Raw genomic sequence first — 13391 nt, forward strand, 5'->3', positions numbered from 1 at the left:
GTTGCCTTGCGCAAGAACCGGCATGTGACTGAGGCACATAATAGCAAATCCTGCGGCAATGATTGGACGAAAGGTCAAGCGCATCGTTACCTCACCGAGTTTGGGCTGGGTGTCGGGGGCAGGGGAGCCGTCAAAGCTTGATGTTCAGACTTCTCAGGGGTGACAACTCGCGGGCGGATTGCTGCGTAGTATTGAGAGACAGCGTGGATATCGTCGTCCGTCAGACGCTTGGCGATGTGCTCCATGACGCCGAAGCCGTCTCCCTTGCGCTGGCCGCTTTTCCAAGCCTGCATCTGGGTCTCCAGATACCTTGCGTACTGGCCCGCTAAATAGGGGTAGGTCGGCGGCAGGCCGACACCATCCGGGCCATGGCAGTTGATGCACCCTTGAACGCCGCGTGTCGCATTTCCGACTGCTGCAAGTGCGGCACCGTGCTGCAAGATTTGAGGATCCACAGGATCCGCAGGCGGATAATCGGCTGCCTTCTGCGCAGCGTAATAAGCAGAGACGTCGCGCATCTGCTGGTCATTCAAGGCCTTGGCGATGGGCGCCATTACCGCATTTTGGCGCACACCTGACGCGTAGTCCCGCAAGGAGTCATAGAGATACTTGTATGTTTGATCCGTCAGCCGCGGGAACATAGCTGCCTTGTCACCTTTGCCATCCATTCCATGGCACTGGAAGCACGCTCCCGCCTGCGGACTTATCGCAGGCGACCTGAGACCCGCATCTGGGCCGGGTGGGACGGCGTAGGCTCCAACGACGACGGCGCGCCCTCTCTCGACATCGGCTCTGCCAATGTCGTACGCAGCTTCCTCCGCCCGGCCACTCTGCGCCTTGAGCTCTGAGAGGGCTGACACACCGGCCATCACGACCAGTGCTACCGTTGGCAGATTTTGGACGGACACTCTCTTCCCCTCGGGACGTCAGTTGGGGTGCAACGGGAGGGTGCTCCGCCCGTTCCTGATCCGCAATGCTGAGGTTGATCTTCTTAGTACGGTGGCGGACAGATGTTTGTTTAACGGCTCAAAACCAAGAGGGGCCCGTGCGGTTCAAGGAGACACTACGCTCAGCGCCGAGTGCTACGCCGAGCTGAAGTCAGCCCTGCTGGGAGATGTCATGTTCGAGTGGATTACAACCTTCATCGAAAGGACAGGCTATCTTGGCATCGCGCTGCTGATGTTGGCGGAGAACCTTTTCCCGCCCATACCGTCTGAGGTGATTATGCCGCTCGCTGGTTTCACGGCAGCCCGCGGGGAGCTCCAGATCATGCTCGCCGTGCTGGCCGGCGTCATCGGCTCGGTCATCGGCACGTCTCTCTGGTATCTCCTCGGACGGTGGATCGGTATGCATCGTATGAAATCCTTCGCGGCCCGCCATGGACGATGGCTCACACTGATGCCGCAGGATCTGGACAGTGCTGAAGCGTTCTTCTCCCGCCACTGCGGGAAGGCAGTCTTCTTGGGACGTTTGGTCCCCGCGATACGGACCTTGATCTCAGTTCCTGCTGGCATGGTAAAGATGAGTTTCGGCCGCTTCCTGTTGTACTCGACGCTGGGCACCATTCTCTGGACAACCCTCCTGGCCGGAGCAGGTTACGTGCTGGAGTCCCAATATCATGTGGTGGCCGAATGGCTTGATCCTGTCACGAACGCGATTCTAACCATTGCTGTGTTTTGGTATATCTATCGGGTAGTCACCTTCGGCTCAAAGGCCGGCTAACGCGCCGTTCCGAGCTTGCAAGGCCGAGCCAGTGGAAGCCCCTGCTGGAGGGGCCGGCACCGCCAGAAGCCTTGCACCGTTGCCTGTCCTGTGGAGATGAATTGTCCGGGTGTGGAAATCCTCCAGGCCCGGCCTGTGCCCGATGGAGACGACCGACACATTCGCAAGCTCATCCCACAACAAAGAAAGCATCGAATCCTGGCATTTATCGTCGAGAGCGGAGGTTGCTTCGTCCATAAACACCCAGGACGGCCTATGGAGGAGAACCCGGGCAAAAGCCACCCGTTGCTGCTGGCCAAGTGAAAGGGATTGATCCCACCTCTTATGCTCTTCCAGGGCCTGATAGAAATCCGTGAGGCCGCACCGTTCAAGAGCATTCCGAACCGTCGCATCATCGAATGCATCGGGCGCGGCCGGGTAGCACAGTGCCGCGCGCAGAGTTCCGAGCGGGAGGTAAGGACGCTGCGGGAGAAACATCATCTGATCGGGATGAGGCGTCTGGATCAGGCCCTTCCCCCAGGGCCAAAGCCCTGCAATCGCGCGGAAGAGCGTGCTCTTTCCTGTTCCTGAGGCTCCTACGATCAGGACGCGTTCGCCCGTACGGATCTCAACAGTGGCTTCCTCGATGAGCGGAGGCCCATTGTGGAGCGAAACCGAAAGCTTCTGGAAGCTCAGCCAGCCCTTTGGGTGGAGCTGCCTCACGATACGCCCCCGCTCGCCGAGGGAGCGTTCCAGATCGACGGCAGCATGGCGAAATGTCACCACGCGAAGCAGGGCCGACCGCCAGTCAGCAATTTTTGGGAAGTTATCGACAAAGTACCGCAAGGCGCCTTGAACGTGGTTGAACGCTCCCACGACCATCATCATCTCGCCGAATGTGAGCCGGCCGCTGAAGTATCCGGGCGCGGCGGCAAGGATCGGCACGATGATCCCAAGCCAGCCATATCCGGATGTAATCCAGGTCAATCGTGCGAGGGCGCCAGAAAGCCTGCGCGTTGCTGTCAATACGGCGTCGACCGCATGATCGAGACTCCGCCGCTCGTCTCTCTCGCCAGAATAGAGAGCAACGCTTTCGGCACATTCATTCACCCGTACTAAGGCAAACCGGAGGTCTGCCTCGCGGGCGTAGCGGATCGTGTTCAGGCGGATCAGCGGGCGCCCCACCAGCCAAGTAAGGCCTGAACCGATCCCGGCATACCCGATCGCTACCCAGACCATGTAGCCAGGTATCACGACCTCTTCTCCGCGGAAGTCAAAACTCGCGTACGACGAGAGCGTCCACAGAACCCCGATGAAACTTGCGAGCATCATGAAAGCCTGCAACATTCCAACGCCGAGTTCCGTAGAAAACTCCGAGAGCAGACGACAGTCCTCTTGCATGCGTTGGTCGGGCTGCGTGGCGGATGCTTCGGCCAACCCGAGCTGGTATGCTCTCTTCGGCATCATCCAAGTGTCCAGCAAAACGTGGGTCAAGCGCTCCCTCAGACGGATCTTGAGCCGCTCCTGCAGCCAGGTCTGTGCGACCACCATAACGAGCAGGAACGCGATGACACCTAGGAACACTGACAGTTGGTGGAGGAAGGCATTGGAGTTTCGCCGCTCCACCGCATCGAAGAATGCGCCATTCCACTCATTGAGGCGGACCTGGCCAAACATGTTCCCAATCAACACGGCAACGATCACCAGGGACAAACCGATGATGGGCCAACCTTTGCCTCCCTCCATTACTTCTCGGAAGAGCATGTAAAACTCGCGAGAGATATCCTCTCCCCCACTGCCCGGTGCAGGCTCCGGCATCATCCGTTGGCCAAGTGTCTCAGCGCTGGGCCCGCATGAGGGGTCAAGTTCCTTGTGAACCGCCCACGATGCCGTTGCCCGTCGCAACCAGTCCGGCACAGATCTGACCAAATCTCTCATGGTACGCATCCGCTCAAAACTAAGTGCTTAAGTTGCACCCTTAGTCCCAAGCGTAATCTAGCCGTTTCTGTTCCTGTACTTTGGATCTGATCACAGGGGAGTGTTTTGCTTCTGTTCTGCTCTTGCCGATCTGGCCGCGTTGCATGACAGACAGGGAAATCCACAACGCGACCTGGCTCCTCATCGCCGCGCAACCGACGGCAGTGCCTGGCTAGCCCAAGACTAACAGGCCGACTAGCACCACAAGGATCAGGCCAAGCGCACCACTGGGCCAAAGACCCCATGTACGGCTATACGGCCAGACCGGCACAGTCGCGACGATAAACAAGACCACTACCAGGATTAGAATTGCGCTAAACGGCATCACGACTGACGCTCCGCTTTGGTTGAACAGAGATTAGCCTATTTCCCGAGATCCTGGAATCTGATCCGTGAGTGAGTGCCGGAAGCGTCGAGGATTTGACCCGCAGGCACATCTCGGACAGCCTAAGTCGCTCGACGCAGAGGGCCCCTTGCCCGGTTGCTGGTTTCGCGGGTCGCTTAGAGGAGTGCCTGCACACAATGCCGCGCAGGTCGACACCTCGCCGGTGCTGCATACGGCCACCCAGCAACGCTATGATGGTGGCGGAGTTGTAACGCAACCAGCGTAAGCCGATCCTTGCATGTCCCCCAAGTCACGCGAATGCGATGCCCGCTCGCCACCTCAGATGTCGGTGCCTCAATATTGCGATCAACTTGACGGTGACCACGTTAATACGGCTGTGCGACCTCTGGATGCCCATTGCACATCTACTCGCACGCGAGGGGCGGTGACATCCCGCCCCTCGCGCTTGATCTGTAGACGGTGTGGTCGAACAACGCCATTACTGTTTGGGTGCAGTAGAGGTGCTCCCGCCCGAAGACCCGGCGGATCCACCCGACGGCCCGCTAGTAGCCCCGATTGTCGCGGGTGTTCCAGTACGATCCAGTGCCGGTGGATTGAGGACGACCAGGATTTGGTCGCCGTCCTTTGTCGAAGCCTGGACCAAGTATGTGGCATCAAGGATCCGGACGTTGGTGAAGCCTGCGTCCTTCATGACTTGGCGAACTTTATCCTGAGACATAGCTTTCGGCATCGTGCTTGATGCGGACTGCGCTGATTGGGAGGACGAGGATGGGGCGGGTGTCCCGGATTGGGACTGCGCAAGCGCTGCGGTGGACCCGAAGGCCAGTGCTGTTAGCACGGAAGTCATCAGTATCATATCACGCATTGTAAGCTTTCCTCTTCGTCTTTCGATTTCGTACGGCGCGCAGACGGTAGGGCATCCCACCTCCTGACCCCGCACGGTTCATTGGACTGTGCAGTCCAGAACCAGCGCCAACCATTCTCAAGCGGCCGCTGGTCACCTTTCAGCGGGAAGCTGTCGGCTTGCCCCTCTAAGGGACCGTTAGCGACAGTCGGCACCGTCAATGGCGCCTGATCAGTGAACCGGACCGCAGGGGGGACGTTCCTGCCCGATGGAGCGAAGACAGTACGCTGACGAACCAGTGATGCCCGAAACAAACGGGGTTGGACAGCCCGTGATCACGACATCAATATCATGAAGTCATCCGGAATGGAGCTGGTGACCCGTGCAAGTCAGGCAGTGTGGGTGCGAGTAACCTCTGAGCCAAAGATGCAGCGTAGACCCGCACACACGTTCAACTGGGATACCCGGTTCGGTTTACGAGGTTCGACTCTGTATGAAAGCTCCCTGTAAGTTTAGTCGCGTTCTCCTCTCAGAACAGACGATACCGCTGGTCCGATCGTCCCGCGTCTGTTGCAGCCTTTTGATATGGTCGAGGGACGCACCGTGCCAGGTCAGCCGCTACCGTGGGAGCAGGATCAAGCCGAGACGCTTACGTCGGCAACTCATTCCACTCCTCCCAAGGGTAGGACCAATAGCGGCAATCAGCCCGGATCGGCAGCCGGGGGCACGTAAGTCGCCTTCCGGTCCACCGAGCACCTGTCCGCTCCAGTCATAGAAGCCGTAGCCAACGAGGTTTGAGGTGCAGTGCAGATCGGCTATGGTCCAGCCAATGGATCGCCCACGTCACTTGTGCGATCCCACTTCCGAGCTCGCATCTTCATCCAAGCCGCCTGTTGGATTCCTTATTGCCGAGGGTATGGTACGCTTTGGTGCAGCCGCTCGTCGCCCGCTGACACGCCTTCTGCGGAGCAAATCCAGCCACTTTCATTGTCATCGCAGCGATAGATCTGCTGCCCCGTGTTGGCCAAACCTTCATTGACCAGGGTTGAACCAGTTTGGCGGGGAGTATCGTCGCGGGAGGGTCGGGCGGACCGTTGCTCCTCAAGAGCAGCCAGCTCACTCCGTCGTGACGCCAGCTGGTCCGCAATTCCTGCGAGTTGCTGCTGCAGGGCCGCGGACCGCTCTCGCGCCTCGTTTAGTTCCGCCATGACGCGATCCCGGCTCACCGTGATCTCGCCGACCACTCTTACCATTTCCGCTTGGCGGCGCTCCAACGCAGCTAGCTGCTCGCGCGCGGCGGTGAGATCCTGTTGAACTTTTGCCTGAGCCTGCCGGGACTCCTGAAGCCGCCTATCTGCTGCCTCCGTCTCACTGCGGATAGTGGCTAATGCCTGGACCGTTTTCTCCTGCTGCTGTTTAAGACTCGCCAAGTCCGCGCGCGCCGTGCTGATCTGGCTCTGGAGGCTTTCGGCGGTTCCTGCCGTGCGCCTCAGTTCTTCCAGCTGGCTCACGGCGACCTGGTGAGTGGCTTCCAGCTGCTGGATGCGTTCGTTGAGATAGTCCTCTTGACGCGAGCTGGACCCGATCGACCAGATTGCTACGATCCAGCCGAGCGCCGCCACAGCGGCTAGGGCAATGAAGCTTGGTCGTCTAGAAATCTGCGAAATTTCATTGGACATGGTGCACCTGAGAGCAATCTCCTGGCAAACAAGGTAAGTGGTATTCAGCCGGTTCCTGGCTGAAGACACCCTCTGTACGCCAGTGATCCGACTTCCGAGCGTATCTCCTTCCTCGCGCCAGCAGACGCAGCTGCTAGGCCCACGCGGATCAGGTTGCCGCAGGCACGACGATCAGGAATCCGCTTGATGCAGGATTCGGTATGCTATTCGGGTGGAAGCAGGAGAAGTAGTACTCGCCGGGCGCCGGAGTCCGCAGAAGGACCCTGACCGTGCTCTTGGGTGCAACGAGAAATCCTCCCTTCACAAGATCCATAGCAAAGCCGGCGGACTCGATGTGCTGCGATGCCTTGAAGAACTCAGGCGCAACAAACATGATCGGGAACTCGGAACGGTTCATAACCCTCAAGTCAAGAGGATCGCGCGCCGGCAATCGGGCCCGTGGCGGACCGCACTGGACGTCACTGTTGACCGTGTTCATCGTGATTTCGACGGGCGTCGCAATGTCGCCGCCGACTGCAGATGAGCCCGGTGCCTGACCGAAAGCTCCTTCCTCAGCCGCGGTTAGAACTGCCACGGCTGCGACAAACAGAGTGGCGAGCTTTAGCGCATCATTCATTCTATCCATGGGAGTAAACCTCAGTGACGCCAGGGATGACCTAAGAACCCGCCGAAGATGATCGCCGGTGCTGCGGGTAATATCTTTAAGACGGCCCTTGGTTCGGCTGATGGAGGGTTCTGGTCCGGTGATGTACACACAACCGAAGCTCCTACCGACCTCCACCAGCTTGCTTTGACGGAACCTGGAAGGATCAAAAGAATTCCCCGGTGACACTGGACCTTACATTGAGAGGACTTCAACATGGCCGATCAAAAACGGAGCTCCAGCAGCGGTTTTCGAACAGCCGACGAGGATCTCAGCGAGTACCTACGGAACGAGTACCGCGCCGAGGAGGGGGCTTACCTTGAGCGGCGCCCTGCACATGCACGTTACGGACACGGCGAAGAGGACCCTCGGCTCTTGGACCCACGGCTGCCAGGCAGGTACTATGGAGAGGGAAGCTTCCCCGGTCACGAATGGGTAACTACTCGCCCAGAGCCGCTTCGCCGAGAAGAGGACGGATTTGAGCGCCGGGACTCCAGTACCTCACCGCGCGGCGCAAGGGATCACTCCGGCAAGGTCCGATATGGCACCTCCGTTCCGAGTCGCACTGCGGGCCAGTCCAGCCAGCGGGATCGCGAGGCGGCGCACAAGCTCCTCCGCGCCGCCGAAGCGTTCTACGAGGACCTGACCAGGGCTGTTGGCCTGGAGAGCCACGACGATCTCCAGCAGGATTACCGTGGACGCGGACCCCGCAACTACCGGCGCCCGGACGATCGGATCCTTGACGATGTAGGCCACCGGCTCACTGAAGACGGGCATGTCGACGCGTCTGACATCGAGGTCTCGGTTAAGAGCCAGGAGGTGATACTCTCCGGAACTGTTTCGACTCCCTTCGAGAAGCGCCGGGCGGAGGATATCGCCGACACCGTGTCAGGAGTGACACATGTCCAGAACAACCTGCGTATTCGACCGCTTTGATGAACCCCGCAGCGAGCATGCAAACATTAAGCAAGACATCGCTCAACAGACTTCAGCAAACACCGATCAACAGGATCGAGAAGTGCATCGTCCGCTAGCGTACCACGTCTATCCATATTCCTAGGAACGGTTCGTGTATCCTCGGACTTCGTCACAGGGCGACTGATTAACTGGCTAGAGCTCAGCACATGCTTCTCAGAACATCAAGTCTCGCGAACTTGTCGATCGCGGCTCGGGACGGTGAGATCGGTAACATCAGTGACCTCTTGTTCGAGGACGACACCTGGCGAGCCCGCTGGCTTGTCGTAAGCACCGGATCATGGCTCTTTGGCCGTAAGGTGTTGCTTCCCGCCTCTCACGTGGCCGCCGCCAAACCCGATGCGCCCTCGATTGCCGTCGATTTGACAAGAGAGCAGGAAGAGAACAGCCCAGGAAGTGGGATCGACCTGCCGGTTTCGCGTCAGATGGAGACGTCGATCTATGACGCCTACCGGTGGACGCCCTACTGGTCAGCCCCCGGCATGGCCTATGCATCGACAACTGCTTATCCCGTGTTCCCTGTGGCCCCCATCCTAGCACCCACATCGGCTGCCGCCGCGGGTGCTGTGACCGTTGACGGCACCCGCGGAGGCGGCCGGGGTCACGAGCAGCCGAGCGGCGATCCTCGTCTGCGCAGCGCCAAAGAGGTGACCGGCTACTATGTTCGCGCCTCGGACGGCGATATTGGACACGTCGAGGACCTTCTGGTCGATGGGAGCAACTGGTTGATACGTTACTTGATAGTGGACACGAAAAACTGGTGGCAAGGCAAGATGGTTCTTGTCACGACGGAATGGATCGATGACGTCTCCTGGACCGATCACACCGTGCAAACCTCCCAAGCGCGTGACGAAATCAAGCGTGCTCCGGAATACAATCCGGCTCTGCCCATAGACGGTACCTCAGGAAGTCCCACCTAAGTGAGGCTCAGCCTCGGGGGCGCCCTGCCACCGAATAATGCCCCGCACACCTGGCCCTCCCTGCGGGAGCAGGCATGCAGGAAGCCACGCGCTCGCGCCGACGCTCCCGGCGCGAGTTCGCGGCTGAAACGATCTCGCCGGCTCTCCGTTCCTCGAATTGCACTGCTCCTTTAGCCAATCCCGAAGTGGGGCTATGATAGCGGGGTTTACCTGTAGACAGGGCGAAACTAACATTCGCTGCCTTGTCATCGAACGATGTACAAAACGCTGCGCTTTGGCCTCATATAAGCGCAGGAATCACGATGCCGAACGGGAATGCTCGGTCCGAATGGCGGCGTAGATCTGATCAGGAGCGTACAAACACCGCACGAGCGTCGACGGCTCATGATGCATCGAATGACTCACCCACCGCAGATTAGCGCTGGTTAAGGTTAGGCTTGGGCCGAAGCCGCGTGGGTCCTGATCACTGGAAGCATGGTACATGCATCCAGCGACGAACATTCACCTCCGGCTTACATTGATGATCTCCGAATCTGCTAACTCGCGATACTTGTGGTCATTCACATCCCAGTCGGCCACCGCTTCGAGCTCTGCCTCCGTAAGGCCCGGAACGACAAGGCGTCCACCCTGGACGTACACGCGATCCACTGGAAGCGGGAACTCTTTATCACCCAAGCCGACAAGGCCGCCACGTTCAAGCACGAGGAATGTCCGTCCATCAGTCACATTCAGAACGATCCGCCTCACGCTCCCAAGCCTCTCACCACGAGGAGTATAGATGTCGCGCCGCTCGACTTCTCCCACGCGCATAGCTTGGTTGGGCAGGACCGCATTATCCTGAGCCTGCAGAATGCGTGCCTGGGCCTGGAGCACTGATGGCGCTGCCTTGCCCTCGCCCCCGCCCAGGGCGGTCTGAGCCGAGGCAACGTCTGGACTTAGCAAAGCGGTGCCGAGCAATGCCGCGACAAGAGACCCTTTCATCATACTCAACTCCTTAAGTAGTTTGCCCAGACGCGCGTCTCATTGCCAGACACGAAGCGTCGTCTCGGCTAGAGCCGCGCGGCAGCAATGCTTCAGCGCACCAAACTGTCTGACAGACAACATAACCTAGCGGCAAGCGTTCCTAGACTGGACCTGCGTCTCTGTCGGGTTCGTACGCTGGAGAGCAGATTTTGTGGGCGAGGCGTCAGGTTGCTGGTCGTCGGATGTCGTTAAGGCTGGGTGCGCACTGCTCGTCTGCCCGTTGTGCTCACCACTTATACAGTGTCCGTTGGAGTACACGGTGGCCGGCTAGGACGAGAACCGCCCAGGGGGTTTTACGTTGCCTTTACAACGACGAGCGGCGATGGTCCGCTCTGGCACTTCGGATCGCGCGGCCGGATCTTGCCGCGAACAAAGCCTCAGCGCCATTAGCGAGATTTATTGGCGTTAATCCTCACGGCTGTCGAACATCGTGGCTCGCAACCGCTAGCTCTGCTCTCTTCACCAGCTCGGGCGTGCCACTTAGAACAGTGGAGTTCCGGTATGAAAATCTTGAAGGGAATCCCTTTAGCGATCATCGCAGCTATCGCTTTCGCCCATAGCTCTCATCCGAGCTGGGCTCAAGTGCCATGTGCCCCACGTGATGAAATCGTCGAAGCAATTAGTGAACACTATAAGGAAGTTCCTGCGGGATTCGGCTTGGCGCATCCTAGCCGCGTGTTCGAGCTATACGTCTCTGACAGTGGTACATGGACACTTTTGCTCACGACGGCAAATGGACGATCCTGCGTAATCGGAGCTGGAGAGAACTGGGAACACAGTGCAGTTTCGGCCAAGGGCAGCGCCGTCTAAGCTCTGAAACAGTTGGCGACCCAGGACCAAGGGAGACTATCTATGATCGGGCGCGCCGCATGCTTTGTCGTTGCACTTTATGTAGGGCCATTGCCGGCAATCGGGCAGGAGGAGGGATGGCGACACGGCCTTGCCCTGATCGGAGCGCCAGAGTACGAGCACGGCTTCCGACACTTTGATTATGTCAATCCGGATGCTCCGAAGGGCGGCCTCGTGCGAATGGGAGTGCAGGGTACCTTTGACAATTTCAATCTGGTTGTCTCCGGGGTGAAAGGCGGACTTGAGGCGGGCATCAGCCGGGTCTATGACACACTCATGACGCGCTCCATGGACGAGGTAGGAACAGTCTATGGTCTCCTGGCGGAAGCGGTGCGATACCCTGCGGACTATTCATCCGTTACCTATCGCCTGAACCAGCATGCTCGATGGCATGATGGGAGACCGGTGACAGCCGAAGACGTTATCTTCTCCCTTGACTGGCTAAAGACCTACTCTCCACTTTACGCGCTGCACTACAAGAATGTTTCTGAGGTAAAGAAGACGGGGGAACGCGAGGTCACCTTCACCTTCAATGAAACCGGCAATCGGGAGTTGCCGCAGATCGTCGGACAACTTCCTGTACTGCCGAAGCACTGGTGGGAAGCGACAGGCCCTGACGGCAAGCCTCGGAATATTGGAGAAACCACTCTAGAACCCCCTTTGGGATCAGGCCCCTACCGGCTGAAGAGCTTTGAAGCGGGTCGCACGGCATCCTACGAGCGGGTTTCCGGGTATTGGGGCGAAAGCCTCAACGTCAACCGTGGCCAGCACAACCTCGATGAAGTTCGATATGAGTACTTTCGAGATGCGACAGTGCTCCTCGAGGCGTTCAAGGCGGATCGGATCGACTATCGCACCGAGAACATCGCCCGCCAATGGGCAACTGCTTACGACTTTCCAGCCGTTCATTACGGCCGCGTGGTCAGGGAAGAATTCCCGCTCCGTGCAATGGGTGTTATGCAAGCGCTGGTATTTAATCTGCAACAGGACAGGTTCAAAGACGAGTATGTTCGCCGTGCATTTAACCTCGCCTTCGATTTTGAAGATATCAATCGCACTCTCTTCTACGGCTTGTACGACCGTATCGACTCATTCTTCTTCGGTACCGACCTGGCCGCCACAGGCCTGCCCGAGGGACGAGAACTCGCAATCCTGGAGAGCTTGGGCGACAAAGTGCCGGCAACGGTGTTTACGGAGCCCTATCGCAATCCGATCAATGGAACGAACCAGGCCGTCCGCGACAATCTACGTCAAGCAATGCGTCTCCTCGAAGAGGCAGGATATGATTTAAAAGGGGGCGGATGGTGAGCAGGCTTACCGGCGAGCCGCTGACCGCCGAGTATATTACGGCTGATCCAAGCTTCGAGCGTGTAATCCTACCCTATCGGCAGGTGCTAGAGCGGATTGGCATCGGCCTCAGCGTTCGGGTGCTTGATCCCGCACAGTACCAGAACAGAGTACGCTCCTTCGATTTTGATATTACGACACATGTGTGGACCCAGAGTCTCTCCCCAGGCAACGAGCAGCGGGAGTACTGGGGTTCCGGCGCGGTGGATCAACCGGGGTCACAGAACATTGCCGGTATAAAGGACTTGGCCGTCGACACCTTGATCGAAAGAACCATTTTTGCCGGAGATCGTGAGGAACTCGTGGCAGCCACGAAGGCGCTCGACAGGGTTCTCCTCCACCACAACTACGTGGTACCGCAGTGGTACTCGCTCGTAGCCCGTACCGCACGCTGGAACCGGTTCGGACGCCCGGTCGACCTCCCTCGCTATGGTGGGTCAGCCTTTCCGGACGTTTGGTGGTATGATCCGGCTTTGGCCGCTCGGGTAGGCACATCGCGCTAAAGCGGTCGTACGTGCATACTTTGATTTGATTTACTCCGTTCACCGGAGCAAAAGCGCAGGCTGCCTACTTGGTTCTGCCGAGGCCAAATGGAGGCACTCCTTCGGAGCCTAAAGCATCGGACGATTACACGGACGCATATCCGGCGGCTTTGAGGTAGTTCCAGCATTCTTGCGGCTCAAACAAATTGCAGATGTCGCCGAGCGCTCGCCAGAGCGCGTCGAAGGTTCGGGCTTCAGCTTTGCGCAGGTGAGTTTTGATCTTGGCGAAGGCCTGTTCAATGGGATTAAGATCGGGCGAATAAGCAGGTAGAAACAGGAACCAGGCGCCTCGCTGTTTCAGACACTGGGCGGCCTTTTCGCTCTTGTGGACCGCCAGGTTGTCGAGGATCACCACGTCGCCTGGGTGCAGCGTCGGCGCGAGCTGTGTCTCGATGTAAGCCTCGAACGCCAACTGGGTGATCGGACCATCGATCACCCACGGCGCGCTCAGTTCATGACAGCGCAGCCCGGCCAGCACGGGCATGGCAGAAGACCCCTATTGTTGATCGACCCGTCTCTCATGTGACGATCATCGATCCCCATCA

The 13391-nt window shown here is 58.6% G+C and carries 10 protein-coding genes and 2 pseudogenes; 5 read left to right on the forward strand and 7 right to left on the reverse strand.

All coding sequences use genetic code 11. The annotated features are described in order from the left end of the window. Positions 1–86 precede the first annotated feature (86 nt). Complete coding sequence (locus ILT44_RS24085) at positions 87–668, reverse strand: c-type cytochrome (RefSeq protein ID WP_204242150.1); 582 nt, start codon at positions 666–668, stop codon at positions 87–89. Between the two features lie 3 nt (positions 669–671). Here ILT44_RS24085 and ILT44_RS24090 point away from each other — a divergent pair, with 3 nt between their 5' ends. Together ILT44_RS24090 and ILT44_RS24095 are read left to right on the forward strand one after the other, a co-directional pair. Beyond that, positions 672–848, forward strand: coding sequence for a hypothetical protein (locus tag ILT44_RS24090; RefSeq protein ID WP_201863850.1), 177 nt, complete (start codon positions 672–674; stop codon positions 846–848). Between the two features lie 271 nt (positions 849–1119). Beyond that, positions 1120–1722 (forward strand): DedA family protein, encoded by a 603-nt coding sequence (locus tag ILT44_RS24095; protein WP_201863847.1) that lies wholly within the window; start codon positions 1120–1122, stop codon positions 1720–1722. Here the strand turns inward: ILT44_RS24095 and ILT44_RS24100 are convergent. From ILT44_RS24100 to ILT44_RS24115, 4 genes are all read right to left on the reverse strand, one after another. Then, entirely contained in the window at positions 1708–3648 is a 1941-nt protein-coding gene (locus ILT44_RS24100) for an ABC transporter ATP-binding protein/permease (protein WP_307826649.1), read from the reverse strand. The genes ILT44_RS24095 and ILT44_RS24100 overlap by 15 nt on opposite strands. A gap of 202 nt (positions 3649–3850) precedes the next feature. Further along, complete coding sequence (locus ILT44_RS24105; RefSeq protein ID WP_204242160.1) at positions 3851–4003, reverse strand: DUF3309 family protein; 153 nt, start codon at positions 4001–4003, stop codon at positions 3851–3853. A 1767-nt stretch (positions 4004–5770) separates the two neighbouring features. Further along, a complete protein-coding gene (locus ILT44_RS24110; protein WP_204242152.1) occupies positions 5771–6547 on the reverse strand; it encodes a hypothetical protein in 777 nt (258 codons plus the stop codon). Positions 6548–6695: 148 nt separating this feature from the next. Then, entirely contained in the window at positions 6696–7301 is a 606-nt protein-coding gene (locus ILT44_RS24115) for a cupredoxin domain-containing protein (RefSeq protein WP_204242153.1), read from the reverse strand. A gap of 105 nt (positions 7302–7406) precedes the next feature. Here ILT44_RS24115 and ILT44_RS24120 point away from each other — a divergent pair, with 105 nt between their 5' ends. Continuing rightward, positions 7407–8126 (forward strand): BON domain-containing protein, encoded by a 720-nt coding sequence (locus ILT44_RS24120; protein WP_204242154.1) that lies wholly within the window; start codon positions 7407–7409, stop codon positions 8124–8126. A gap of 188 nt (positions 8127–8314) precedes the next feature. Then, entirely contained in the window at positions 8315–9085 is a 771-nt protein-coding gene (locus ILT44_RS24125) for a PRC-barrel domain-containing protein (protein ID WP_204242155.1), read from the forward strand. Positions 9086–9586: 501 nt separating this feature from the next. Here ILT44_RS24125 and ILT44_RS24130 read toward each other — a convergent pair. Further along, positions 9587–10069, reverse strand: a complete 483-nt coding sequence (locus ILT44_RS24130) for a PRC-barrel domain-containing protein (RefSeq protein WP_201863838.1) — start codon at positions 10067–10069, stop codon at positions 9587–9589. An 891-nt stretch (positions 10070–10960) separates the two neighbouring features. Between ILT44_RS24130 and ILT44_RS24135 the strand changes: the two are divergent. Continuing rightward, positions 10961–12807, forward strand: a pseudogene (locus ILT44_RS24135) (extracellular solute-binding protein). A gap of 124 nt (positions 12808–12931) precedes the next feature. On the opposite strand, the pseudogene ILT44_RS24145 reads toward ILT44_RS24135, so the two are convergent. Beyond that, a pseudogene (locus tag ILT44_RS24145) lies at positions 12932–13321 on the reverse strand (transposase); the annotation flags it as partial. Positions 13322–13391: the final 70 nt, after the last annotated feature.

The organism is Microvirga arvi (genome assembly GCF_016892765.1).
Taxonomy (GTDB): Bacteria; Pseudomonadota; Alphaproteobacteria; order Rhizobiales; family Beijerinckiaceae; genus Microvirga; species Microvirga arvi.

Coding starts and splice junctions, on each gene's coding strand:
- ILT44_RS24085 (WP_204242150.1), bottom strand. CDS start 668: ATGGATGGCAAAGGTGACAAGGCAGCTATGTTCCCGCGGCTGACGGAT.
- ILT44_RS24090 (WP_201863850.1), top strand. CDS start 672: ATGGCACTGGAAGCACGCTCCCGCCTGCGGACTTATCGCAGGCGACCT.
- ILT44_RS24095 (WP_201863847.1), top strand. CDS start 1,120: ATGTTCGAGTGGATTACAACCTTCATCGAAAGGACAGGCTATCTTGGC.
- ILT44_RS24100 (WP_307826649.1), bottom strand. CDS start 3,648: ATGCGTACCATGAGAGATTTGGTCAGATCTGTGCCGGACTGGTTGCGA.
- ILT44_RS24105 (WP_204242160.1), bottom strand. CDS start 4,003: ATGCCGTTTAGCGCAATTCTAATCCTGGTAGTGGTCTTGTTTATCGTC.
- ILT44_RS24110 (WP_204242152.1), bottom strand. CDS start 6,547: ATGTCCAATGAAATTTCGCAGATTTCTAGACGACCAAGCTTCATTGCC.
- ILT44_RS24120 (WP_204242154.1), top strand. CDS start 7,407: ATGGCCGATCAAAAACGGAGCTCCAGCAGCGGTTTTCGAACAGCCGAC.
- ILT44_RS24125 (WP_204242155.1), top strand. CDS start 8,315: ATGCTTCTCAGAACATCAAGTCTCGCGAACTTGTCGATCGCGGCTCGG.
- ILT44_RS24130 (WP_201863838.1), bottom strand. CDS start 10,069: ATGATGAAAGGGTCTCTTGTCGCGGCATTGCTCGGCACCGCTTTGCTA.